This window comes from Enterobacter sp. B79-1 (genome assembly GCF_057444735.1).
In genome coordinates, this window is the sequence record NZ_JBYAZJ010000005.1 from 124,836 (window position 1) to 149,337 (window position 24,502).

Below are 24,502 nucleotides of genomic sequence, written 5' to 3' on the forward strand. Positions count from 1 at the left end.
TGTCGACGTCACCGATGCGGACCGTCGATCACGGAGTCGCGCAGGATAAGCTCACCGGAGAAGGTTTGCTGGTATTTGAACTCACCGCCGTCAAGCATGAAGATCAGGCGGCTGATGGTCTCCTTGATCATCTCCGTCACCGGAATGCGCACGCTGGACAGAGACGGCACCATGTACGGCGCGATAGCCACATCGTCGAAACCAATCACCGACACCGCGTCCGGCGTGGCGACACCGCTGTCGTGCAGCTGCTTCATGGCACCAATCGCCATATCGTCATTACTCGCCACCAGCGCCGTAAAGCGTTCGCCCCGGGATAACAGCTCCGCCACTGCTGCCGCACCGCTGGCCGGGTTCCATTTCCCCTGCGCAATTAGCTCCTGGCGCAGTGGAATGCCGTGCTGCATCAGTGCTGCCCGGTAACCGGAAAGACGCTCAACGCCGGTCGGGGAATCGAGTGAGCCGGTGATAAACGCAATATCCCGGTGGCCTTTCGCAATCAGCTTCGACACCGCATCCTGGCAGGAGGCGTTATGATCGGACCAGACGCTGTGGCTGCTGTTTTTCCGCAGTCGTCGGTTGAGCACCATAATCGGCTGCTCGCACTTTTCGACGATCTCGTCCATCTCCTCCACGCTCAAAAAGCGCGGATAGATGATCACCGCATCGCAGCGCATATCCAGCAGATACTGAATGGCCTCGCGCTCCTCGTCGGCGCTGTGCTTGCCGTCCGCAAGGATCAGCTGGCGCCCCTTCTCTTCGGTCATGCGCGCGGCGTGGAACAGCAGTTCGCTAAAGTAAACGCCGTGGTAAAGGGTGTTCGTCACCACCAGCCCCAGCGTCTGGGTACGCCTGGTCGCCAGGTTGCGCGCCAGCAAATTCGGGCGATAGCCGCTCTCTTCAATGGCCTGAAACACCCGGTCTTTGGTCTCCTGGCTGACATAGCCATTTCCCGACAGCACCCGGGAGACCGTCGCTTTCGAAACGCCTGCCCGCTTCGCCACTTCCAGCATCGTGGTCATGTTGTTATTCCGTTTGAAACTGATGAGCGCAGTGTACTGCACTGCAAAAAAATTGTCGCAGCGGCGAAATCACGCTTTGACTTACGATAGGTGATCGTCATCACGAATGTGAAAAATGTACAAAAAGCGATCTTGTTTCATTCAAAGAAACTCATGATGATTATGTGAAACCGGTTTCCTACATTTCTCACAACGATAACAGGATCACATCCGATGGCCAAAAATTACGCCGCGCTGGCGAACGACGTTGTCAGCGCGCTGGGCGGCAAAGAAAACATTGTCGCCGTCACTCACTGTATGACGCGTCTGCGCTTCGTCCTGAAAGACGAAAGCCTTACCGATGCCGCGCGTCTGAAAACCATCAGCGGCGTGCTCGGCGTGGTACGCAATGACAACCAGTGTCAGGTCATTATTGGCAACACCGTTTCTCAGGCATACCGCGAAGTGGTGAGCCTGCTGCCAACCAGCCTGCAGCCTGCCGTACCGGAAGGCCCGCAGAAACTGACATTACGCCGCATCGGCGCCGGGATCCTCGACGCGCTGATCGGTACCATGTCCCCGCTGATCCCGGCGATCATTGGCGGCTCGATGGTCAAGCTGCTGGCAATGATCCTCGAGATGACCGGCGTGCTGGGCAAGGGCGATCCCACGCTGACCATCCTGACGGTCATTGGCGACGGCGCGTTCTTCTTCCTGCCGCTGATGGTGGCGGCCTCGGCGGCGGTGAAGTTCAAAACTAACATGTCGCTGGCTATCGCCATTGCGGGCGTGCTGGTGCACCCGAGCTTTATCGAGCTGATGGCGAAAGCCGCGCAGGGCGAGCACGTTGAGTTCGCCTTTATCCCGGTGACGGCGGTGAAATACACCTACACCGTCATCCCGGCGCTGGTCATGACCTGGTGCCTGTCGTACATCGAACGCTGGGTGGATCGCATTACCCCGGCGGTGACGAAAAACTTCCTCAAGCCGATGCTGATCGTGCTGATTGCAGCCCCACTCGCCATCGTGTTGATTGGCCCGCTGGGCATCTGGATCGGTAGCGCCATCTCCGCGCTGGTCTACACCATTCACGGCTATCTGGGCTGGCTCTCCGTCGCCATTATGGGCGCGTTGTGGCCGCTGCTGGTGATGACCGGGATGCACCGCGTCTTTACGCCGACCATCATTCAGACCATTGCCGAGACGGGCAAGGAAGGGATGGTGATGCCGTCGGAAATCGGCGCCAACCTGTCGCTCGGCGGCTCGTCGCTGGCGGTAGCGTGGAAAACCAAAAACCCGGAACTGCGCCAGACGGCGCTAGCGGCGGCGGCCTCCGCCATCATGGCGGGGATCTCTGAACCGGCGCTGTATGGCGTGGCGGTGCGTCTGAAACGTCCGCTGATTGCGAGCCTGATCAGCGGCTTTATCTGCGGCGCGGTGGCGGGCATGGCCGGTCTTGCCAGCCATTCGATGGCGGCACCGGGGCTGTTCACCAGCGTGCAGTTCTTCGACCCGGCCAACCCGATGACCATCGTATGGGTGTTTGGCGTGATGGGGCTGGCAGTGGTGCTGTCGTTTGTTCTGACCCTGATACTCGGCTTTGAGGATATCCCGGTCGAAGACGAGGCTGAAAAAGCGCGCGCCCTGCAGACCGCACCGGTTCAGAACAAAGCAGCAGAAGCATAAATTGAAAGCGAGGTAAGAATGTCTGTTTTTCCACAAGGATTTTTATGGGGCGGCGCGCTTGCCGCCAACCAGAGTGAAGGTGCTTACCGTGAAGGCGGCAAAGGGCTAACCACGGTCGATATGATCCCGCACGGCGCGAATCGCCTGGCGGTGAAGGTCGGTAAGGAAAAGCGTTTCTCGCTGCGTGACGACGAGTTCTACCCGAGCCACAAGGCGATTGATTTTTACCATCGCTATAAAGAAGACATCGCCCTGATGGCGGAGATGGGCTTTACGGTGTTCCGCACCTCGATTGCCTGGAGCCGCCTCTACCCGAACGGCGACGAGCCGCTGCCGAACAAAGAGGGTATTGCCTTCTACCGCGCGGTGTTCGAGGAGTGCAAAAAGTACAACATTGAGCCGCTGGTAACCCTGTGCCACTTCGACGTGCCGATGCACCTGGTAACGGAGTACGGCTCCTGGCGCAACCGCAAGATGGTCGATTTCTTCGCCCGCTACGCCCGCACCTGCTTTGAAGAATTTAACGGGTTGGTGAAATACTGGCTGACCTTCAACGAAATCAACATCATGCTGCACAGCCCGTTCTCCGGCGCGGGGCTGGTGTTTGAGGAGGGTGAAAACGAAGATCAGGTGAAATACCAGGCCGCGCACCACGAGCTGGTGGCGAGCGCGCTGGCAACCAAAATTGCTCACGAGGTGAACCCGGAAAACCAGGTCGGCTGCATGCTGGCGGGCGGCAATTTCTACCCGTACTCCTGCAAGCCGGAAGACGTGTGGATGGCGCTGGAGAAAGACCGCGAGAACCTTTTCTTTATCGATGTGCAGGCGCGCGGCAGCTACCCGGCCTACTCCGCCCGCGTGTTCCGCGAAAAAGGCGTGGTGATTGTGAAAGACCCGGGCGACGACGACCTGCTGAAAAACACCGTCGACTTTGTCTCGTTCAGCTATTACGCCTCGCGCTGCGCGTCGGCGGACATGAACGCGGGCAATACCAGCGCGGCGAACATCGTGAAGTCCCTGCGTAATCCGCATATTCAGGTGAGCGAATGGGGCTGGGGCATTGACCCGCTCGGGCTGCGCATCACCATGAACATGATGTACGACCGCTACCAGAAGCCGCTGTTCCTGGTGGAGAACGGACTCGGGGCGAAAGATGTTATTGATGAAAACGGCGAGATCAACGACGACTACCGCATCAGCTACCTGCGGGAGCACATCCGCGCGATGGGCGACGCGATTGAGGACGGCGTGCCGCTGATGGGCTACACCACCTGGGGCTGTATCGACCTGGTATCGGCCTCAACGGGCGAAATGAGCAAACGCTACGGTTTTGTGTACGTTGACCGCGATGACGCCGGAAACGGCACGCTGGACCGCAAGCGCAAGAAATCGTTCTGGTGGTACAAGAAGGTGATTGCGAGTAACGGGGCGGATCTCGAGTAGCCTGTTTTGCCGGGTGGCGGCTTCGCCTTACCCGGCCTACAAAACCGTAGGCCCGGTAAGCGTAGCGCCACCGGGCGCTGTTCAGAGCCGGGAAAATCCCCCGTCCCCAACCCACTCCGCAAGCCGTGAATAGACCACGTCCACCGCCTCTTTCACCGGCGGCGTCATCGGGTAATAAAACCCAACGATGTCCGGCTGAATGCCCAAAAACAGCACCTCGCCCACGTCGTCTTTAATCTGATCGACCAGGTAGTTCAGCGGCATATTGTGCGTCGTCATCATAAACATCCCGGCGATGTCGTCCGGGTCAATCAGGCGGATCTCACCGGGGTTAAGACCCATATCGGTGGCATCGACGATTAACAGCCTGTCCGGACGCAGTTCGCGAATGGCGACCACGTCGTTTTCCGGCGCGCTGCCGCCGTCGATAACCACCCAGCTGCCCTGCGGGTTCGCGGCGCACATCTCTGCCAGCAGCGGACCCGCGCCGTCGTCGCCCATCATGCTGTTGCCCACACACAGTAAAACGTCAGTCACGTAATCTCCTCACCATCAGGTAGATGGCGCTCTCCTGATGTATATCGTGCAGCATGCTAAGCAGCGTTTTGCTCCACGCCTGCTGCTCGGGGGTTTGCCTGCTCAGCGCCGCGTCAAAGGCGTTGGCGAGCATCGCAATGTGGTTGGCGTCGATGACGATCTCGCCGTACTTCGGCACGCCCTCCATTTTGCGCCGCGCCGTGCTGCCCTCCTCCAGCGTGGCGATCCACGTCAGGTACTCGGGCCACGGGCAGCTTAACGCCGCCTCCAGGCAGTCGATCACCCCGAGGTGGTGCCCAATCGCCAGGCTGTAATAGACCACCTGCTGCGCCGCATCCGGCGTGGCATCGTTCTCATCAATAAACTTACGGCTCAGCTGGCTGAACACCACCGTTTCACTCATCGGATACGCGCCTCATCCACAACGCTGTTCAGGTTCGCCACAATCTCGTTGAGACGCGGATCGTTTTCCGCCTCCAGCCAGCGCGCCACCTGATGGTCGCCCTGGCTCAGCAGGCGCAGATAATCGTCGGCAATCTGACGCCCGTAACGGTAGCCAGCTAGCCTGCGCGCCGTGCGGTCCACTTTCACCCGCAGCGGCTGCACCATGTCCGGGTGCAGGATGGCCGCAGGTTTGTTGTCCAGCTCGCCCGGCTCGCGGGCGTGGATTTTTTGCTCCAGCAGGCCGAGCGCCATCGCAAAGCCGTACAGCGTCGCGGCGGGCGTTGGCGGGCAGCCCGGAATGTAGACGTCCACCGGCACGATTTTGTCGGTGCCCCCCCAGACGCAGTAAAGGTCGTGGAAGATGCCGCCGCTGTTGCCGCAGGCCCCGTACGAGATGCAGATTTTCGGGTCCGGCGCAGACTGCCAGGCGCGCAGCGCGGGGGAGCGCATGGCGCGGGTGACGGCCCCGGTGAACAGCAGAATGTCCGCATGACGCGGGGACGGCACCACCTTGATGCCGAAGCGCTCGGCGTCAAACAGCGGTGACAGGGTGGCGAAGATCTCGATCTCGCAGCCGTTGCAGCCGCCGCAGTCCACGCGGTAGACGTAGGCCGAGCGTTTGATTTTTTTCAGCAGCGACGCCTTCATGCTGGCGATGGATTCGTCCACCGTCATCGGCACCGGAATACCGTTAGCGTCGCGCGGGCCCAGTAGGTTTTCCATCAGCTGGCCTCTCTCATATGGCGGGTGATATCAATACGGTCGGACGGCAGCAGGCACTGCTGACGCTTGCACTCCGGGCAGGTTTCAAAGCTTTCGCGGTGATGCTCCACGCGGGCGTCGCCGTTGTGCTGCAGCAGCGCGATGGCGTAGTCGATCTCTTTTTGCACGGCGAACGGGCGCTGGCAGACGCGGCAGTTGCACAGCGCAAAGCGCGACTGCTGGAGGAAGTCCTCTTTTTTCCACACCGCCAGCTCGTACTCCTGAGACAGGCGAATGGCGACCGTCGGGCAGACCTCCTCGCAGCGGCCGCAGAAGATGCAGCGCCCGAGGTTAAACTGCCAGGCCAGCTCGCCGGTTTTCAGGTCCGTTTCCACCGTTAAGGCATTCGACGGGCAGGCGTTGACGCAAGCCGCGCAGCCGATGCACTGCTGCGGGTTGTGCTCCGGCTTGCCGCGAAAGTTTTTATCCACCGGGATCGGCTCGAGCGGATAACTACTGGTCTGCGCGCCGGTTTTGATCACTTTTTTGATAAAGGTAAACATGGCGAATCCTTATTTCAGCGGCGAGTTCTTACGCTCGATGCTGTAGCGCTCAAGCTCTTTGTACGGCACCACCTGGCTTTTCTTCTTGCGCACGTCCACGACGGTCATGCGATCGGTGCAGGAGTAGCACGGGTCGAGGCTGCCGATGATCAGCGGCGCGTCAGAGACGGTGTTGCCGCGCAGCATGTAGCGCAGGGTTGGCCAGTTGGCGTAGGTCGCCGCACGACAGCGCCAGCGGTAGAGCTTCTGGTTGTCGCCGGTCATACTCCAGTGGATATCGTCCCCGCGCGGCGCTTCGGCAAAGCCGAGGGCAAAGCGGTTTGGAATGTAGGTGAAGCCCTCCACCATCAGCGGGCCGCCCGGCAGGTTATCGAGGCCAAAGTCGATCATGTTCAGCGCGGTGAATACCTCGTTGATGCGCACCTTCAGGCGGGAGATGACGTCGCAGCCCTGCTCGCTGTGCACGGTCATCGGCAGCAGGCCGTAGCCGACGAACGGGTGATCGGCGCGGGTATCGCGGGCGTGGCCGCTGGCGCGCACCATCGGACCGACGTTGCTGAAGTCGCGGGCGATTTCCGGATCAAGACGACCGATGCCGACGGTGCGCTGCTCGATGTTGGGCGTGCTGAGCAGCATGTCCACCAGCTCCTGCACGTCCCGGCGCATCTGCTGCGCCAGCTGGCGGGTCTGGATCATGTCGTCCTTCAGCAGGTCGCGGCGGATCCCGCCGATTAGGTTCAGGCCGTAGGTTTTACGCGCCCCGGTAAGGATCTCCGCCATCTTCATCGACGCTTCGCGTACGCGGAAGAACTGCATAAACCCGGAGTCAAAGCCGACGAAGTGGCAGGCCAGGCCGAGGTTGAGCAGGTGCGAGTGCAGGCGCTCCACTTCCAGCAGAATGGCGCGGATCATCTGCGCGCGTTCCGGCACCACGATCCCCATGCCGTTTTCCACCGAGGTGGTGTAGGCGGTGCTGTGGGCAAATCCGCAGATGCCGCACACGCGGTCAGAGAGGAACGTGACTTCGTTGTAGCCCATGCGGGTCTCCGCCAGCTTCTCCATGCCGCGGTGGACGTAGAACAGGCGGTAGTCGGCGTCGATAATGTTCTCGCCGTCGACGAACAGGCGGAAGTGGCCCGGTTCGTCGGAGGTAACGTGCAGCGGGCCAATCGGCACCACGTTATTCTTCTTGCTGCCCAGCTCGTTGATGAACTCGTAGGTTTCGCTGTCGGTGGTCGGGGCCGGGCGCTGGCGATAGTCCATGCTGTCCTTGCGCAGCGGATAGAGTTCATCCGGCCAGTCGTCCGGCAGCACCAGACGACGCTCGTCCGGCAGGCCAACCGGCACCAGGCCGTACATGTCGCGCACTTCGCGCTCGCCCCAGACGGCGGCAGGCACGCGCGGCGTGACGGACGGGTACTCCGGCTTGTTCGGGTCGACTTCGACGCGCACGGTGATCCAGCACTTCTCGCCCTGCTCCATCGACATCACGTAGTACACCGCATAGTTGCCGCACAGCTGGCGCTCGTCGTTGCCGAACAGCACCGACAGCCAGCCGCCCTGCTGGTAGTAGAGAAACTCCACCACTTCCGGCAGATAGTTCACCTTTACGGTGACGGTTATCTGGTCTTTGGTTTGCCAGGATTCCTCCAGCACCACGCCGGGGAAGGCCTGATGCAACGCGGCGAGATACTGCTGACCTTTCTTTTCTTCAGACATAAAAACTCTCTTTAATCACGCCACCAGCAAGGAGACGAACGCTAAAAATGCAAAACCAAAACCGGCCCAGGTGATGCGCGACGTTTCGACAAAACGCAGGCGCGCCATGCTGTTTTCAAACAGGGCAATCACCAGCACGCCGACCAGCAGCTTGAGGGCGGCAATCACGACGGCCAGCACCAGACCGCCCGCGGAGAAGTGCGTCATCTGCCCCCACGGGAAGAAGACGCCGACAAACATCTGCAGCACCACCAGCTGTTTGAGGCTGATGCCCCACTTCAGCACCGCGAAGCCGTAGCCGCTGTACTCTGTAAGCGGCCCTTCCTGCAGCTCCTGCTCCGCTTCTGCCAGATCGAACGGCAGTTTGCCCATCTCAATAAAGGTGGCGAACGCGCAGGCGCAGAGCGCCAGCACCAGCGGGATCGAGCGCGCCACAGGCCAGTGATAAACGGTGTCGGTGATAAAACTGATATGGGTTGAACCCGCGACCTGCGCGGCGACCCACAGCCCCAGCAGCAGGATCGGCTCAACCAGCACGCCCAGCATCGCCTCGCGGCTGGCACCGATGCCGGTAAATGGGCTCCCGGTGTCCAGGCCCGCAATGGCAAAGAAGAAGCGGGCGATGGCGAAGAGGTAGATAAGCGTAATCAGATCGCCAAGCACGGGCAGCGGCGACGCCACCGTGACCACCGGCAGCGCGGTGGCGATGGTCAGCATGACGCCCACCATTACAAACGGCGTCAGGCGGAAGACCCAGCCTGCGGCATCCGGGGCCACGCTCTGACGAGAAAGCAGCTTGAAGAGATCGCGATACTCCTGGAGCACCCCGGGCCCGCGACGGTTATGCATTCGGGCGCGTGCCACGCGCGTGATGCCCGACAGCAGCGGCGCAGCGGCGAACAGCACCAGCGCCTGAAGAATTGCCAGTAACAGACTCATGTCAGGCTCCTCGTGAAATCACAATGACCACCAGCACCGCCAGCTCGATGACCGCCAGACGGCGGAACAGCGCGGGCACGGCGGCACTCTGCCAGCCGGGTACCCAGCCCACCGGGTTCAGCCAGTGGCGCAGCTTCAGCACGGCGGCGAAGTTCTCCTTCACCGGCATGGCGAAACCGTGGGCGGTGATAACCATCGACTGTTCGTGTTCATAGCCGCAGGCCCACGCCGCCCCGCGAGAGCGGGAGGCAAGGCGGTCGCGCCTGAAGAACAGCATCAGCACGAACGGCAGCAGCGGCGCGGCAATCAGCAACAGCGCCATCATCGGCTGGGATACGACGGTATGCGCCGTCGCGAGCGGCAGTGGAATAGCGTTACCCAACAGCGGCAGCAGCCACGGCGCGGCGACGCCGCCCGCGATGCAGCACAGCGCCAGCGCGACCACGCTGGCACACATCAGTACCGGTGCGCAGCAGGCGCTTTCCGCTTCGCGGGTGCGCGGCGCGCCGAGGAAGGTCACGCCGTAGACTTTCGCCATGCACATCACCGCCAGCGCGCCGGTTATCGCCAGTCCAACCGCCAGCAGCGGGCCGAGCAAACGCGCGATAAAGAGATCGCTCTGACCGAGCGCGAAGAAGGACTGATAGATCACCCACTCCCCGGCAAAGCCGTTCAGCGGCGGCAGCGCGGCCATTGCCATTAGCCCTACCAGCATCGCCAGTGAAATCACCGGCATCTTTTTGCCAATCCCACCGAGCTTTTCAATATCCCGATGGCCGGTGCGGAACCAGACGCTTCCCGCGCCGAGGAACAGGGTGCTTTTAAACAGGCTGTGGTTGACGAGGTGGTAAAGACCGCCGATAAACCCGGCTGCGATCAGCGCAGGATGATTGAGCGCCAGCCCGGTCACGCCCGCGCCCATTCCGAGCAGAATGATGCCGATGTTTTCCAGCGTGTGGTACGCCAGCAGGCGCTGGATGTTGTGCTCCATCAGCGCGTACAGCCCGCCGACGAACGCGGTGATCATACCGGCAATCAGCAGCACGACGCCCCACCACAGCGGCGGCTGTCCGCCGGCCAGCGTGATGCTCAGAATACCGAACAGCCCTACCTTCATGACGACGGTGGAAAACAGCGCGGCGGCGGGCGCGGAGGCATTCGCATGCGCCTGCGGCACCCAGCCGTGCAGCGGGATAATCCCGGCGAGCAGGCCAAAGCCGATCACGCCCAGCAGCCAGACGTCATTCCCCAGCGGATGACCGTTGAGCGCAGCGAAGTCCAGCGTGCCGAAACGTTGCCACACCCGCCAGCAGGCCAGCGCCAGCAGCAGCGTGCCGAGGCGTCCCAGCGCAAACCACAGCTTGCCGGAGGCGCTGCAGCCCGTCAGGAACACGCCGCACAGCGCCATGATCTCCGCCATCACCACCAGCGCGCCGAGGTTGCTGGCGATAACGGTACAGACCGCCGTTGCCATCAGCAGGTTAACCAGCAGGCCGTTGGCTTTGGCGTGCGCATGGCGGTGCCAGTCGATATTGAACAGGCTGATAAACAGTCCGCACAGGCCAAAGGTCACCAGCCAGATGGCATTCAGCGGAGTAATAGCCACGGTATGACGAATTAGCGGCATGAGTGTTTCAACAGATTGCCCGCCGATCAGAACGACACCGCCCGCAGCGAGCGTCATCACGCTACCGACCGCCCCGCCGATACCAGCGATCCCGCCGCTCAGGGTTTTATGGAAAGAGAACACCAGCGCCAGCACGGCGGCGGCAGTGAAGCACGCCACGGCGCTGTTAATCATGAATATCGCGTTCATTTCGCCCCCTCGTTAAGCGCCTGCAAAAGCGAAAGATCGCCAAAATCGCTGTTGATGGTCAGCTCGCGCTTGCGCTTGCTGGTGCGGGTGATGTCGCGAATGTTGACCAGAATCAGCGCCCTGGTCGGGCAGGTGCGCACGCAGGCCGGGCCCTGTTCGTCAAAGCTGCACAGATCGCATTTCACCGCGACGGCGCGGATGCCGGGCACCCAGTCCAATAGCGTGCTCACCTTCGCCGGTGCGGGCGGCGCGGGCGGGGCTTTCGGGGTATTTGCGTTCGCCGGAATATGCAGCGGGCGGCTGCCGGAAAATTCAATCGCACCGAACGGGCAGGCAATGCCGCACAGCTTGCAGCTGACGCACAGGCTTTCGTTGAGCTGGACAGCGCCATCAACGCGGGTGATGGCATTCACAGGGCAGACACCCGCGCAGGGGGCATCTTCACAGTGGTGGCAGAGCTGCGGAGCAGACTCTTTTTCATTACGCATGACGCGCAGACGCGGCATGGACTGCAGCCCGTGCAGGCGGTGGGTTTCCGAACACGCCGCCTCACAGGTTCGACAGCCAATACAGACCGTCGAGTCAGCAATTACAAAACGGTTCACCGGGCAATCCTCAGGTGATGGTCATTTTTGACGAAGAAAAACTGTCTTATCGACACTTTCGACACTTGGTTATCAGGCAACGTTTGCGGAGGCATTTCCCGCCGTCAGCTGTTTCAGATCGACCGGCAGGTCGTGCTCAACCGCGGTATAAAGCCCGTTATAGACCGGCGCGATTTTCTCCAGATAGTGCTCGAGCACCTGCTGGCGATCGCGGTTGCTGACGTAGCCATCGACCATGCCGTCAGCCATCAACTGCGCTTGCGCAATACAGTGTTTTTCACCCTCTTTGTTCTCAACAAAGTACTCAATGGTGTGGCTGTTAAAGCTGTCCGCCAGGGTGACAAAGACCGTGAAGTGGCCAAAAAGGACAAAGCGCATATCGCCCTGCGCCGCGCAGCTCATCGCATGATGCAGACGAGCCTTTGACAGGGTGATCCCCTGAACCAGAGAGTTGCAGTAGAGGTGCCACTGATCCTGGAGCTGCTGATGACGCTGCGCGATGTAATCCGCTTTTTCGCTGATTTCCCAAATAGTCATAAAAGGTATCCGGTTAATGGAGATAGCGGCTGTTAAGCAGATTCCATGCCAATTTTTAACATTATGATTTATATAGATTTTAACTCTTATTGCACTGTCAACCGCGCGGTGTCGACGTGTCATTTCGACAGTGTTGACACCGTCACGCCCTAACAAAAATCAAGCTGGCACCGTTATTGCATTCAATGGCGCAATTCATTGAGGAGGCGTCATGCACGAAATCACCCTCTGCCAGCGGGCTCTGGAGCTTATCGAACAGCAGGCAGTGCAAAACCACGCGAAGCGCGTCACCGGCGTCTGGCTGAAGATCGGGGCGTTTTCCTGCGTCGAGACCAGCGCCCTGACCTTCTGTTTTGAACTGGTGTGTCGCGGCACGCTGGCAGAAGGCTGCGAGCTCCATATTGAAGAGCAGCAGGCGGAGTGCTGGTGTGAGCAGTGTCAGCAGTACGTGACCCTGCTGTCATCAAAGGTTCAGCGCTGCCCGCAGTGCCAGAATACCGGGCTGCGGATCGTGGCGGATGACGGTATGCAGATCCAACGCCTCGAAATTGAGAAGGAGTAATGTATGTGTAGCACCTGCGGTTGCGCCGAAGGCAACCTGTATATCGAAGGGGATGAACATCGTCCTCATTCCGCGTTTCGCTCCGCGCCCTTTTCACCGGCCCCGCGTCCTGCGGCGACGCTGACGGGTATCACCTTTACGCCGCAGCAATCCTCTGCGGGCGATCTGCACTACGGCCACGGCGAAGCGGGTACCCACGCGCCGGGCATCAGCCAGCGCCAGATGCTGGAGGTGGAAATCAACGTGCTGGACAAAAATAACCAGATTGCCGCCCGCAACCGCGCCCGCTTTGCCGCCCGTCAACAGCTGGTGCTGAACCTGGTCTCCAGCCCCGGCTCCGGCAAAACCACGCTGCTGACCGCAACCCTCAAACGCCTGAACGAACGCGTTTCCTGCGCCGTCATTGAAGGCGACCAGCAAACCGTTAACGACGCGGCGCGCATTCGCGAAACCGGCACGCCGGCGATTCAGGTCAACACCGGCAAAGGCTGCCATCTGGATGCGCAGATGATTGCCGACGCCACGCCGCGTCTGCCGCTGCCGGATAACGGCATCCTGTTCATTGAAAACGTCGGCAACCTGGTCTGTCCAGCGAGCTTTGACCTTGGCGAACGGCATAAAGTCGCGGTGCTCTCCGTCACCGAAGGGGAAGACAAACCGCTGAAGTACCCACATATGTTTGCCGCCGCCTCCCTCATGCTGCTGAATAAAGTTGATCTGCTGCCGTACCTGAATTTCGACGTGGATAAATGCCTGTCCTGCGCCCGGGAAGTGAACCCGGACATTACGATCCTGCTGGTCTCCGCCACGCGCGGCGACGGGATGGATGCATGGCTGAACTGGCTGGAGAGCGAACGATGTGCATAGGCGTCCCCGGACAAATTCACACCATCGACGGTAACCAGGCCAAAGTTGAAGTCTGCGGCATCCTGCGCGATGTCGATCTCACGCTGGTGGGCAGCTGCGATGAAACGGGCGCATCGCGTCTCGGCCAGTGGGTGCTGGTCCACGTGGGGTTTGCCATGAGCGTGATTAACGAAGCGGAAGCCCACGACACGCTCGACGCCCTGCAAAACATGTTCGACGTGGAGCCTGACGTGGGCGCGCTCCTGTACGGCGAGGAGCGATAGCACATGCGTTACGTTGATGAATACCGCGCGCCTGAACAGGTGATGCAGCTTATCGGGCACCTGAAAACGCGCGCGGCGCTGCTGGACTACACCAAAGAAAGACCGCTGCGGATCATGGAGGTGTGCGGCGGACACACGCACGCCATCTTCAAATTTGGCCTCGACCAGCTGCTGCCGGAAAACATCGAGTTTATCCACGGCCCCGGCTGCCCGGTCTGCGTTTTGCCGATGGGGCGTATCGACAGCTGTATCGAGATTGCCAGCCAGCCCGACGTCATTTTCTGCACCTTTGGCGACGCGATGCGCGTGCCGGGGAAAAATGGCTCGCTGCTGCAGGCGAAAGCGCGCGGGGCCGACATCCGGATCGTCTATTCGCCGATGGATGCCCTGACGCTGGCAGCGGATAACCCCGCGCGCAAGGTCGTGTTTTTTGGCCTGGGGTTTGAAACCACCATGCCCGCCACCGCCATCACGCTGCAGCAGGCTAAAGCGCGCAGCGTCGATAACTTTTTCTTTTTCTGCCAGCACATCACGCTCATCCCCACGCTGCGCAGCCTGCTGGAGGAGCCGGAAAACGGCATTGACGCCTTTCTGGCACCGGGCCACGTCAGCATGGTGATTGGCACAGACGCCTATGGTTTTATCGCTGAACAGTACAATCGTCCGTTAGTGGTGGCTGGTTTCGAACCGCTTGATCTACTGCAAGGCGTAACCATGCTGGTTGAGCAGAAAATAGCGGCCCTGAGCGCGGTGGAAAATCAGTATCGCCGCGTGGTACCCGATGCGGGTAATGAACGAGCGCAGCAGGCGATAGCCGACGTGTTTAGCGTTGAGGGCGACAGCGAATGGCGCGGTCTGGGAGTGATTGCCGAATCCGGCGTGCGTCTGACGCCCGCGTATCAATCCTTCGACGCAGAGGCGCATTTTCGCCCGCAGCCGCAGCAGGTGTGTGACGATCCGCGCGCGCGCTGCGGTGAGGTACTCACCGGCAAATGCAAACCTCATCATTGCCCGTTATATGGCAACACCTGTAACCCGCAAACCGCGTTTGGCGCGCTGATGGTCTCCTCCGAGGGAGCCTGCGCCGCGTGGTATCAGTTCCGCAATCAGGAGTGTGAAGCATGAACACGGTTGAAATGGCGCACGGCAGCGGTGGTCAGGCGATGCAGCAGCTCATTAATCAGCTGTTTATGGAAGCATTCAACAACCCCTGGCTGGCCGAACAGGAAGACCAGGCGCGCATTGACCTGTCAACGCTCACCGCTCACGGTGACAGACTGGCGTTCTCGACCGACAGCTACGTCATCGACCCGCTGTTCTTTCCCGGCGGTGATATCGGCAAGCTCGCCATTTGCGGTACGGCCAATGATATCGCCGTCAGCGGCGCGGTTCCGCGCTACCTCTCCTGCGGGTTTATTCTCGAAGAGGGTTTACCGATGGCAACGCTTAACGCGGTGGTCAGCAGCATGGCGCAGACCGCACGCGAAGCGGGCATTGCTATCGTCACCGGTGATACCAAAGTGGTCCAGCGCGGCGCGGCGGATAAACTTTTCATCAATACTGCAGGAATGGGGGCAATACCGGCCGATATTCACTGGGGCGCGCAGCAGCTTGGTGCAGGCGACGTGCTGATCGTGACCGGAACGCTGGGCTGCCACGGGGCAACCATTCTTAACCTGCGCGAAGGCTTAGGTCTGGACGGCGAACTGCGCAGCGACTGCGCGGTACTCACACCGCTGATTCAAACCCTGCGTACCCTTCCGGGCGTAAAAGCCCTGCGGGACGCCACCCGAGGCGGCGTGAATGCCGTCGTACACGAGTTTGCGGCAAGCTGCGGATGCGGCATTGAGCTGACCGAGCGCGATCTGCCCGTCAAGCCTGCCGTGCGCGGACTGTGCGAACTGCTGGGACTTGATCCGCTTAACTTTGCTAACGAAGGTAAACTGGTGATCGGCGTGGAACGTACCGCTGCAGAAGCGGTGCTGGAACAGCTTCGCGCCCATCCCTCAGGAAAAAACGCCGCTATCATTGGCGAAGTGGTTGAGCGCAAAGGGGTGCGCCTGGCCGGGCTGTATGGCGTTAAACGCACGCTGGATCTGCCGCACGCGGAACCCTTACCCCGAATTTGCTAGAACCGCGCCATAAGCGGTCAGCACTGAATCTCTTTTTTTGCCAGTTTCTATTGGAAAGCAATATGCCGTATACACCGATGAGCGATCTTGGACAGCAGGGCCTGTTTGACATCACGCGCACACTTTTACAGCAGCCCGATCTCGGCGCGCTGAGCGATGCCCTGACCCGGCTGGTCAGGCAATCTGCGCTGGCGGACAGCGCCGCGATTGTGCTGTGGCATAACGGAACGCATCGCGCGAGCTACTACTCAACGCGTGATAACGGCAAAGCGTTTGAGTATGAGGACGAAACGTACCTCGCGCATGGCCCGGTGCGCCGTATACTCTCCCGGCCTGAAGTGCTGCACTGCAATTTTGCGGAGTTCAGGATGGCGTGGCCAAGGCTGGCGGAGAGCAATCTCTATCAGCCTTTCGGGCATTACTGCATGTTGCCGCTGGCGGCAGAGGGTCAGATTTTTGGCGGCTGCGAGTTTATCCGCACGACCGACCAGCCCTGGAGCGAGGCGGAGTACGAGCGCCTGCACACCTTTACCCAGATAGTGGCCGTGGTGGCTGAGCAGATCCAGAGCCGCGTCACCAACAACGTCGATTACGACCTGCTGAGCCGCGAGCGCGACAACTTCCGCATTCTGGTCGCCATCACCAACGCCGTGCTGTCGCGCCTCGACATGGATGAGCTGGTCAGCGAAGTCTCGAAAGAGATCCACCACTATTTCAAAATCGATGCCATCAGCATTGCGCTTCGCGGCCATCGCAAGGGTAAGCTGAACATCTACTCCACCCACTATCTTGATGAGGCCAATCCGGCACACGAGCAGAGCGAGGTCGATGAGGCCGGTACGCTCTCCGAGCGGGTGTTTAAAAGCAAAGAGATCCTGCTGCTCAACCTGAACGAACAGGATCCGGTGGCCCCTTACGAGCGAATGCTGTTCAACACCTGGGGCAACAAAATTCAGACCCTGTGCCTGCTGCCGCTGATGTCCGGCAACACCATGCTGGGCGTGCTGAAGCTGGCGCAGTGCGAGGAAGGCGTATTCACCACCGCCAACCTGAAGCTGCTGCGCCAGATTGCCGAGCGTATCTCCATCGCGCTGGATAACGCCCTCGCCTACCAGGAGATCCACCGCCTGAAAGAGCGGCTGGTGGACGAAAACCTCGCCCTGACCGAACAGCTCAACAACGTGGACAGCGAGTTTGGCGAAATCATCGGGCGCAGCGACGCCATGTACAGCGTGCTCAAGCAGGTTGAGATGGTGGCGCAAAGCGACAGCACGGTGCTGATTCTGGGCGAAACCGGCACAGGTAAAGAGCTGATAGCCCGCGCCATTCACAACCTGAGCAACCGCAACAGCCGACGGATGGTGAAGATGAACTGCGCCGCGATGCCTGCGGGACTGCTGGAAAGCGATCTGTTCGGCCACGAACGCGGGGCCTTTACCGGGGCCAGCAGCCAGCGGCTGGGCCGTTTTGAGCTGGCGGACAAAAGCTCGCTGTTCCTTGATGAAGTGGGCGATATGCCGCTGGAGCTGCAGCCGAAGCTGTTGCGCGTCCTGCAGGAGCAAGAGTTTGAGCGGCTTGGCAGCAACAAGCTGATTCAGACCGACGTGCGGCTGATTGCCGCCACCAACCGTGACCTGAAAAAAATGGTCGCCGACCGCGAGTTTCGCAGCGATCTTTACTATCGCCTGAACGTCTTCCCGATCTGCCTGCCGCCGCTGCGCGAACGCCCGGAAGATATCCCGCTGCTGGTCAAAGCGTTTACCGCAAAGATTGCGCGGCGGATGGGCAGGAACATCGACAGCATCCCAGCCGAGACGTTACGCACCCTCTCGTCGATGGAGTGGCCGGGTAACGTGCGCGAACTGGAAAACGTTATCGAGCGCGCGGTGCTGCTGACGCGCGGGAGCGTTCTGCAGCTCTCCCTGCCTGAAATCTCCCTGCCGGAGGAAACCCTCGTTGCGGCAGAAGTGGCGCAGAACGGCGAAGATGAGTATCAGCTGATTATGCGCGTGCTGAAAGAGACCAACGGCGTGGTGGCCGGGCCTAAAGGAGCCGCCCAGCGCCTGGGGTTAAAACGCACTACCCTGCTGTCGCGCATGAAGCGGCTTGGGATTGATAAAGAGAGCCTGGTTTAAGTCCACATTCCGGCGGTGTTTTCTGACACCGCCTTTCGTTACCCTGCGCAATTGTCCCTCATTGACACCAAATCGTTTCCTCTGTATAAAATTCCGCCTTAATAATGAGTTTCATTTGCAACAACAATAATATTAATGAAGGGTAGCGTTTAATGAAAAAGGTCATCTGCGCGTTAGGCCTGGCGATTGCGTCGGTCGGTTCTGCTCTGGCAACCACATATCCCCTGACGATTGAAAACTGTGGCTATAAAGAGACGTTCACCAAAGCGCCGGAACGCGTCGTGGCCTTGGGTCAGAACACCGTCGAAATTTTGCTCCTGCTGGGCCTGGAAGATAAGGTCAAAGCCAGCGCCTTCTGGCCGACAAAAGTGCTGCCGCAGCTGGCTGAGCAGAATGCAAAAATCAAAACCCTGACGGTCGAAATCCCGACGCTGGAATCCATCCTTTCGCAAAATCCCGATTTTGTTCCAGCCCAGCTTCCTCTGCTGCTCGGGCCGGAAAGTAAGGTCGCAAAACGTGAAGATCTGGCCACCGTCGGCGTGAACAGCTATTTATCACCAGGCATGTGCGCCACCAAAAAGGCCGCAGGCGATATGTACGGCAGCCGTCAGACGCTGTGGGATATGACGTACCTTTATAAAGAGATTGAAGATTTCGCGAAGATTTTCAACGTTGAAGCGCGCGGCCAGGCCGTCATTGCCGATTTCAAAAAACGCGAGGCCGACCTGCGTCAGGAATTTGGTAAAAACAAAAAAGATCTCTCGTTTGTCTTCTGGTTCTCAAGCGCCTCGCCTTCGGCGGATGCCTATGTCGGCGGGAAAAACAGCGCCTCCGGTTTTATTGCCAACGTGCTGGGCGGCCATAACGCCATTACCGCTGAGACCGAATGGCCAACCGTCGGCTGGGAAAGCATTATCGCCGCGAACCCGGACGTGATTGTTGTCTCCAGCCTGGATCGTAACCGCTGGGCGCTGGATAACGCGGAAGAGAAAATCAAATTCCTGAAAAGCGATCCCGCCGTCAGCCAGCTGGACGCGGTGAAGAAAGGCCGTATCGTGGTGATGGACGGCCAGGCCATGAACCCGACAATCCGCACGATTTACGGCGCTGAACAGGTGGGCGAGCAGCTCAGAAAGCTGGGGCTGAACTGATGACGGCAGCCGTACTTCAGGCCCGACAGGGCCTGTTCCTGACCACCTCTGCTCTGCTTGCCGTCGTCCTGCTGTTGCTGGTGATCGCTCTCGGCGTCAGCGTCGGCGAGCTGTCGATTCCGCTGTCCAACGTCTTTTACGCTATTGGCAATAAGCTGGGGCTGACCGACGTTCCGCTCAACCGCATCTATGAGAGCGTGATCTGGGACTTTCGCCTGAGCCGCGCGCTGGTGGCGGCCTGCTGCGGCGCGGGGTTAGCCATCTGCGGCGCCGTGCTGCAAAGCCTGCTGAAGAACGCGCTGGCGGAACCTTACGTGCTCGGCGTGTCGGCGGGTGCGTCAACCGGTGCGGTGTCGGTCGTCGTATTAGGGATTGGCACCGGCGCGGTGTCGCTCTCTGCGGGCGCGTTTGCCGGGGCGTTTGCCGCCTTTGCGTTTGTCGCCTTCCTGACGAACGGCGCGCGCGGCGGCAATGAACGCACCATTCTGGCGGGCGTAGCCGCCTCACAGCTGTTCAACGCCATTACCGCCTATACCATCAGCACCTCCGCCAGCGCGCAGCAGGCGCGTGACGTGATGTTCTGGCTGCTAGGCAGCTTCAGCGGCGTACGCTGGCCGGAATTCCAGCTGGCGCTGGTGGTCGTGCTGGCGGGCCTTGCCGTCTGTCTTTACTATTCCCGGGCGCTGGATGCGTTCACCTTCGGTGACGATGCCGCCGCCTCTTTAGGTATTGCCGTACCCTGGGTGCGTCTTGCCTTGTTCACCACCACCGCACTGATTACCGCGACCATCGTCAGCATGGCGGGCTCAATCGGCTTTGTGGGTCTGGTGGTGCCGCACGTCATGCGCTTCCTGTTCGGGCCGCTACACCGCACGCTGCTGATTGCCAGCGCGCTGGCGGGCGCGATCCTGATGGTGCTGGCCGATATCGCCTCGCGCATGCTGATTGCCCCACAGAGCCTGCCCGTCGGCGTAGTCACCGCGCTGGTGGGCGTGCCGTTCTTTGCCGTAATTATCTACCGTTCAAGGAATAAGTGATGAGTATCTGCGCTGAAAATATTACCTGGAAGGTAGGCAAAAAGGTCATCGTCAACGGCGTCTCGCTGAAGGTTTCACGCGGCGAAACGGTAGGACTGCTCGGCCCTAACGGCTGCGGAAAATCGTCGCTTTTGCGCATACTGGCAGGCCTGCGTCGCCCGGACAACGGCAGCGTTACCCTGGACGGTCAGGACATCTCCCGCATCGCCAAAAAGCAGCTGGCGCGCCGCGTGGCGTTCGTTGAGCAGCACGGCATGACCGATGCCAACATGCGCGTGCGCGACGTGGTGAAGCTCGGGCGCATTCCGCACCACTCCCCTTTTTCGAACTGGAGCGCGCAGGATGACGAAACCGTCACTGCCGCCTTGCAGCGTGTCGATATGCTGGACCGCAGCGAGCAGGGCTGGATGAGCCTGTCCGGCGGAGAACGGCAGCGGGTGCATATCGCCCGCGCGCTGGCGCAAACGCCAACCGAAATCCTGCTGGATGAACCCACCAACCACCTGGACATTCACCATCAGATGCAGCTGATGCATCTCATCAGCGAGCTGCCGGTGACCAGCATCGTCGCCATCCACGATCTTAACCACGCATCGATGTTCTGCGATTCGCTGATCGTTATGCAAAAAGGGCAGATCGTCGCAACCGGCACCCCGCAGGCGATCCTGTCGGAGGAGCTGCTATGGGACGTTTTCAGAGTGAAAACCAAAATTGAGATCTCGCCGTACCATGGTAAAAAGCACATTCACTTTATTGTGTAGAGCCGAGTAAACAGCATGCCATTGCGCCCTGCCGCCACCCTCTGGCCGCCCGTTCTGCTGGGCAGCCAATTTGTTTTCAACATTGGCTTTTATGCCGTTGTGCCCTTCCTGGCGATATTCCTGCGCGATGACCTGCTGCTCTCCGGTGGGCTGATCGGGCTGGTGCTTGGTCTGCGCACGTTTTCGCAGCAGGGGATGTTTATCGTTGGCGGCGCGCTGTCGGACCGCTACGGCGCGAAAATCGTTATCCTGAGCGGCTGCGTCATCCGCGTAGCGGGTTATCTGCTGCTGGCCTTCGGGCAATCGCTGTGGCCTATTATTCTCGGGGCGTGTCTGACCGGCATCGGCGGCGCGCTCTTCTCGCCCGCCATTGAAGCGCTGCTGGCGAAAGCGGGAACACAAAGTGAGGCAAAAGGTAAACGGAGCCGCGCAGAGTGGTTTGCGCTCTTTGCCGTTTGCGGGGAACTGGGCGCGGTGCTGGGCCCGATTGCGGGTGCCCTGCTGACGGGGCTTGGCTTTCGTCAGGTTGCGCTGGCTGGCGCCGGCGTGTTTGTCGTCGCGCTCGCGGTGCTCTTCTTCTGCCTGCCGGCAGCCCGCCATAGCCAGCGTCCGCTCGCTATTCAGCCCTGGTGGACAACATTTCGCCAGACGCGATTCGTCGCCTTTATCATCGCCTACAGCTCGTGGCTGTTGAGCTATAACCAGCTCTACCTGGCGCTACCGGTGGAGATCCAGCGCTCCGGAGGCAGCGAGAAAGATCTGGGCCCACTGTTTATGCTGGCCTCGGTGCTGATCGTCGCGTTTCAGCTCCCCCTTGCGCGTGTTACAAGGCGGATCGGCGCGGTCAGAATTTTGCCCGTGGGCTTTTTGCTGCTCTCCGCGGCCTTTGCCAGCGTGGCGCTGTTTGCCGCAAAGGAGCCGCCGGAAGGCTGGCTGCGGCTGTTGCCCTCTGCGAGCATGGTCACGCTGTTAACGCTGGGGCAGATGCTGCTGGTGCCGTCTGCAAAAGATCTCATCCCCCGCTTCGCCGAGGAATCGACGCTTGGGGCCCACTATGGCGCACTCTCAACCGCCGGGGGCATTGCGGTACTGGCAGGAAACCTGCTGTTTGGCAGCCTGCTGGATCGCGCACTGGTGCCCTCGCTTGAGGCCGTTTATCCCTGGCTGCTGCTGGCCATTTTTCCACTCTGCAGCGCTGTCGCCTTGAATATTATCTGTCGACCGCTTCGGTAATAAATACGTTACGTTTTCGGACGATACTTTTGCGGCAACGCCGGTACTGGACGACGATCGTCAATCAGATGACGAAGAGTCAGAATCGGATGACGCCACAGCATTCTCGGCCCCGCCCAGCGCATCACCTGCTTCATCTCTTCTCGCTTCGCGGGCTGGTAGCAGTGAATGGGACACTGTTTACAGGCCGGCTTTTCTTCCCCAAACGCACATTTATCGAGACGCTTATTGGCATAGGCTCTAAGCGCCTGATAATGCCCCTCCTCTGTTGAAGCCTGAGGACATTTTTTCTCATACAAGGCGATCATTTTGGCGATCGTCACTTTTTCTCTTGCGATGCGTTTACCGGACATGGGAGATCACCCTCTCATAAATTGCATTTATGATACTCCTTTACGCAGTGATTTTCAGTCGTTGCATTCCGCTTTCTGAAGACGCCTTCCGCTATTAAGCCGGCGCGATGCCAGGGTTACTGGTATTTTATACAGCCAATACGTTCCCCTGTTAGCCAGCCAAGTGGAGTGCCTATGCAAGCGATTACCGCTACAAAAACGTACCGTCATTTAAAAGTCGGCTATTTTAGAAAGCGCCATGAAGATCGTAAAACCAAGATCCCGCGCCGATACAGTATGCACGCTGCCCTGAGTCTCAAAGGCGACTGGCTTGAAAAAGCGGGTTTTACGACCCATTCACGGGTCAGAGTGGGCGTCGAACAGGGGAAAATCATCATTGAGCTGGTGGAAGAAGACGGGAAATAACCATGCCGCCGTGCAGGCGGCGACATCACCTATTCCCGGCCAGTCAGCGCGCGCAGAAGAATATGGGGCGCTTACCCACGGAGAACATAAACCCCTTAGGCCCTTGTTTTGTAATTGAATAATTCATTTTTTTATTCGGATAAACAAAGAAGTCGGGCAGAACATCGCTGATAACGTCATTGGGCAGTGATTCATCATCATTCACATGATGAATATTGAGCGACGTAAAGTGGAAGGAGTCCTTGTTTTCCGTCCAGACATAGGAGACATCCCTGCGGATAACCCCTATCACTTTATCGTTCTTATAATACGTACCGCTTACCGCAACGATGCCGGTTTGCGTCTTCATCGTATACATGAAGTCCAGCGTTATGTTGGCACGTGCATTCTCGTGATACACGACGATAGAGGCCGAACAGGCTTCCGTGTTTTCCATTTTTTCCAGGCGCAAATGATAAAGCCAGGAAATCAGCGCGCCCGCGGCAAAAAACACCAGGCACAGTATAGCGATTGTCCTTTTCGTCATTGCATATACCCCCTGAAATACAATGCCGTGCATTCTGCATTGGGTTCTGCTTCATAAGGCTTTCTGCAGGCGAGTACGGACAGGGCAGGCGCATTGCTGGAAGAAGAGAAATAAATCCACGGGTACTTTTTACAATCAAGCCCGGTTTTCATGATAATTTTAATAAAGCGCGAGAAATTACCAATACTTTTAATATCATCACTTTGCGAGAAATAGTGGCAACCGTTTTCGGTTCGGTTAATGGTGTAATTCTGGAAAAAATCTTTATCCGGATTATCTCGGAAGATGTGATGCAGCATGAAATAGCCCAGTGCAAAGGAGATAATCATTAAGAGCACAGGAAAAAACAGGCGACGTAATTTACGCGGCGATTTTTTTTCGACCAGCACCTGAGACGTATTCACCGCCGGTTGTTCGACAGGCACCGTCAGAGGCGCTTCGGGCAACGAAACCTCTGCAGGTTCTTCTGTATCCACCCCATCCGTTTCAACGCGAGTGACCTTTACGCTTTTATGAATCTGGAAACCTTTTCTCGGCACCGTCGCAACCAGCGTGTCGCTCGTTTCTCCAGCCGAACGCAAACCGCGCCGGATAATAGAGATATTCTGATAAAGCGTATTTGCCGGGACGATCATCCCGTCCTCGCCCCACACTTTATCGAAGAATTCTTTCTGGTTCACCACCTCTGGCGAGGATTCCAGTAAAAGCGCGAGACAACGACTTGCTGGCGTTGTCAGAATTACGCTTAATTCAGGTTTATTCAACGAGACAAGGACGTTTTTGTCAGGACAAAATTTAATATTATCGTTAATTATCCAAAACATACGCTACTCGCTCGACAGCAAACAGAATCGGGAAACTATTGATATGAATGATAATTATACGCTGCGGCTATTTCTTGTCAAAGCAAGAAGTTACGGTATAAGTGAGCGAAAGAATGCGTTCCTGAATGAATGAATAATATAACGAGTGCTCTTATGCGGAAAGTACGTGCAAAAAGCCCCGTTTTCGCATAGATGGAATCCGGTACGCACTTTAGTCGAAAGAGCCTTCTCCTTCTGTTTTCCTGCCCTAAAGACTCCGTT

General features: G+C 59.0%; 26 protein-coding genes. 13 read left to right on the forward strand and 13 right to left on the reverse strand.

Features of this window, described 5'->3' with window-relative positions:
* Positions 1-8: 8 nt before the first annotated feature.
* Positions 9-1,022, reverse strand: coding sequence for a LacI family DNA-binding transcriptional regulator (locus tag AC2T6E_RS15385; RefSeq protein ID WP_010434454.1), 1,014 nt, complete (start codon positions 1,020-1,022; stop codon positions 9-11).
* Between the two features lie 213 nt (positions 1,023-1,235).
* Here AC2T6E_RS15385 and ascF point away from each other — a divergent pair, with 213 nt between their 5' ends.
* Both ascF and AC2T6E_RS15395 read left to right on the forward strand, forming a co-directional pair.
* The gene (gene ascF / locus AC2T6E_RS15390) at positions 1,236-2,687 is read left to right on the forward strand and encodes a PTS cellobiose/arbutin/salicin transporter subunit IIBC (RefSeq protein ID WP_108416404.1); all 1,452 of its coding nucleotides are present in this window, start codon (positions 1,236-1,238) and stop codon (positions 2,685-2,687) included.
* Positions 2,688-2,705: 18 nt separating this feature from the next.
* Positions 2,706-4,130, forward strand: coding sequence for a 6-phospho-beta-glucosidase (locus AC2T6E_RS15395; RefSeq protein WP_486692406.1), 1,425 nt, complete (start codon positions 2,706-2,708; stop codon positions 4,128-4,130).
* A gap of 81 nt (positions 4,131-4,211) precedes the next feature.
* On the opposite strand, the gene hycI is transcribed toward AC2T6E_RS15395, so the two are convergent.
* From hycI to hycA, 9 genes are all read right to left on the reverse strand, one after another.
* Positions 4,212-4,667 (reverse strand): hydrogenase maturation peptidase HycI, encoded by a 456-nt coding sequence (gene hycI / locus AC2T6E_RS15400; RefSeq protein ID WP_486692408.1) that lies wholly within the window; start codon positions 4,665-4,667, stop codon positions 4,212-4,214.
* Complete coding sequence (locus AC2T6E_RS15405; RefSeq protein WP_148401027.1) at positions 4,660-5,070, reverse strand: formate hydrogenlyase maturation HycH family protein; 411 nt, start codon at positions 5,068-5,070, stop codon at positions 4,660-4,662. The genes hycI and AC2T6E_RS15405 overlap by 8 nt, the downstream gene beginning before the upstream one ends.
* Positions 5,067-5,834: an NADH-quinone oxidoreductase subunit B family protein gene (locus AC2T6E_RS15410; RefSeq protein ID WP_260662661.1), complete on the reverse strand. Its 768-nt coding sequence runs from the start codon at positions 5,832-5,834 to the stop codon at positions 5,067-5,069. The genes AC2T6E_RS15405 and AC2T6E_RS15410 overlap by 4 nt, the downstream gene beginning before the upstream one ends.
* Positions 5,834-6,376 carry a formate hydrogenlyase complex iron-sulfur subunit gene (locus AC2T6E_RS15415; RefSeq protein ID WP_447854666.1) on the reverse strand — a complete coding sequence of 181 codons (543 nt, stop codon included), beginning with the start codon at positions 6,374-6,376 and terminating at the stop codon, positions 5,834-5,836. The genes AC2T6E_RS15410 and AC2T6E_RS15415 overlap by 1 nt, the downstream gene beginning before the upstream one ends.
* A gap of 9 nt (positions 6,377-6,385) precedes the next feature.
* Complete coding sequence (gene hycE, locus AC2T6E_RS15420) at positions 6,386-8,095, reverse strand: formate hydrogenlyase subunit HycE (RefSeq protein WP_486692411.1); 1,710 nt, start codon at positions 8,093-8,095, stop codon at positions 6,386-6,388.
* A 15-nt stretch (positions 8,096-8,110) separates the two neighbouring features.
* Positions 8,111-9,034, reverse strand: coding sequence for a respiratory chain complex I subunit 1 family protein (locus tag AC2T6E_RS15425; protein WP_100166276.1), 924 nt, complete (start codon positions 9,032-9,034; stop codon positions 8,111-8,113).
* 1 nt (position 9,035) lies between these two features.
* On the reverse strand, positions 9,036-10,850 hold the full coding sequence (hycC, locus tag AC2T6E_RS15430; protein WP_148401029.1) for a formate hydrogenlyase subunit 3: 1,815 nt from the start codon (positions 10,848-10,850) through the stop codon (positions 9,036-9,038).
* The gene (locus AC2T6E_RS15435) at positions 10,847-11,455 is read right to left on the reverse strand and encodes a 4Fe-4S dicluster domain-containing protein (protein WP_214606281.1); all 609 of its coding nucleotides are present in this window, start codon (positions 11,453-11,455) and stop codon (positions 10,847-10,849) included. The genes hycC and AC2T6E_RS15435 overlap by 4 nt, the downstream gene beginning before the upstream one ends.
* A 72-nt stretch (positions 11,456-11,527) precedes the next feature.
* On the reverse strand, positions 11,528-11,992 hold the full coding sequence (gene hycA / locus AC2T6E_RS15440) for a formate hydrogenlyase regulator HycA (RefSeq protein ID WP_108416396.1): 465 nt from the start codon (positions 11,990-11,992) through the stop codon (positions 11,528-11,530).
* Positions 11,993-12,203: 211 nt separating this feature from the next.
* Between hycA and hypA the strand changes: the two genes are divergently transcribed.
* From hypA to AC2T6E_RS15490, 10 genes are all read left to right on the forward strand, one after another.
* Positions 12,204-12,554 (forward strand): hydrogenase maturation nickel metallochaperone HypA, encoded by a 351-nt coding sequence (hypA, locus tag AC2T6E_RS15445; RefSeq protein ID WP_010434483.1) that lies wholly within the window; start codon positions 12,204-12,206, stop codon positions 12,552-12,554.
* Between the two features lie 3 nt (positions 12,555-12,557).
* Positions 12,558-13,421 carry a hydrogenase nickel incorporation protein HypB gene (gene hypB, locus AC2T6E_RS15450; RefSeq protein WP_481977741.1) on the forward strand — a complete coding sequence of 288 codons (864 nt, stop codon included), beginning with the start codon at positions 12,558-12,560 and terminating at the stop codon, positions 13,419-13,421.
* Complete coding sequence (locus AC2T6E_RS15455) at positions 13,412-13,684, forward strand: HypC/HybG/HupF family hydrogenase formation chaperone (RefSeq protein WP_486692523.1); 273 nt, start codon at positions 13,412-13,414, stop codon at positions 13,682-13,684. Before hypB ends, AC2T6E_RS15455 begins: the two co-directional genes overlap by 10 nt.
* Before the next feature lie 3 nt (positions 13,685-13,687).
* Positions 13,688-14,809: a hydrogenase formation protein HypD gene (hypD, locus tag AC2T6E_RS15460; protein ID WP_253178971.1), complete on the forward strand. Its 1,122-nt coding sequence runs from the start codon at positions 13,688-13,690 to the stop codon at positions 14,807-14,809.
* Entirely contained in the window at positions 14,806-15,816 is a 1,011-nt protein-coding gene (gene hypE, locus AC2T6E_RS15465) for a hydrogenase expression/formation protein HypE (RefSeq protein WP_108416391.1), read from the forward strand. The genes hypD and hypE overlap by 4 nt, the downstream gene beginning before the upstream one ends.
* Before the next feature lie 62 nt (positions 15,817-15,878).
* Entirely contained in the window at positions 15,879-17,951 is a 2,073-nt protein-coding gene (gene flhA / locus AC2T6E_RS15470) for a formate hydrogenlyase transcriptional activator FlhA (protein WP_465284728.1), read from the forward strand.
* A gap of 152 nt (positions 17,952-18,103) precedes the next feature.
* Positions 18,104-19,102, forward strand: coding sequence for a siderophore ABC transporter substrate-binding protein EitA (gene eitA / locus AC2T6E_RS15475; protein WP_108416389.1), 999 nt, complete (start codon positions 18,104-18,106; stop codon positions 19,100-19,102).
* Positions 19,102-20,139: a FecCD family ABC transporter permease gene (locus tag AC2T6E_RS15480; protein ID WP_042717167.1), complete on the forward strand. Its 1,038-nt coding sequence runs from the start codon at positions 19,102-19,104 to the stop codon at positions 20,137-20,139. The genes eitA and AC2T6E_RS15480 overlap by 1 nt, the downstream gene beginning before the upstream one ends.
* Positions 20,139-20,900, forward strand: coding sequence for a siderophore ABC transporter ATP-binding protein EitC (gene eitC / locus AC2T6E_RS15485; RefSeq protein WP_316383868.1), 762 nt, complete (start codon positions 20,139-20,141; stop codon positions 20,898-20,900). The genes AC2T6E_RS15480 and eitC overlap by 1 nt, the downstream gene beginning before the upstream one ends.
* Positions 20,901-20,915: 15 nt before the next feature.
* Positions 20,916-22,133: an MDR family MFS transporter gene (locus AC2T6E_RS15490; RefSeq protein WP_447854662.1), complete on the forward strand. Its 1,218-nt coding sequence runs from the start codon at positions 20,916-20,918 to the stop codon at positions 22,131-22,133.
* A gap of 8 nt (positions 22,134-22,141) precedes the next feature.
* On the opposite strand, the gene AC2T6E_RS15495 is transcribed toward AC2T6E_RS15490, so the two are convergent.
* Positions 22,142-22,486 (reverse strand): nitrous oxide-stimulated promoter family protein, encoded by a 345-nt coding sequence (locus AC2T6E_RS15495; protein ID WP_214606278.1) that lies wholly within the window; start codon positions 22,484-22,486, stop codon positions 22,142-22,144.
* Positions 22,487-22,660: 174 nt separating this feature from the next.
* Between AC2T6E_RS15495 and AC2T6E_RS15500 the strand changes: the two genes are divergently transcribed.
* Positions 22,661-22,891, forward strand: coding sequence for a SymE family type I addiction module toxin (locus AC2T6E_RS15500; RefSeq protein WP_010434511.1), 231 nt, complete (start codon positions 22,661-22,663; stop codon positions 22,889-22,891).
* Between the two features lie 43 nt (positions 22,892-22,934).
* Here AC2T6E_RS15500 and AC2T6E_RS15505 read toward each other — a convergent pair whose 3' ends face one another.
* Together AC2T6E_RS15505 and AC2T6E_RS15510 are read right to left on the reverse strand one after the other, a co-directional pair.
* On the reverse strand, positions 22,935-23,417 hold the full coding sequence (locus AC2T6E_RS15505; protein ID WP_253178974.1) for a hypothetical protein: 483 nt from the start codon (positions 23,415-23,417) through the stop codon (positions 22,935-22,937).
* The gene (locus tag AC2T6E_RS15510) at positions 23,414-24,241 is read right to left on the reverse strand and encodes a winged helix-turn-helix domain-containing protein (protein WP_089601224.1); all 828 of its coding nucleotides are present in this window, start codon (positions 24,239-24,241) and stop codon (positions 23,414-23,416) included. The genes AC2T6E_RS15505 and AC2T6E_RS15510 overlap by 4 nt, the downstream gene beginning before the upstream one ends.
* Positions 24,242-24,502 lie beyond the last annotated feature (261 nt).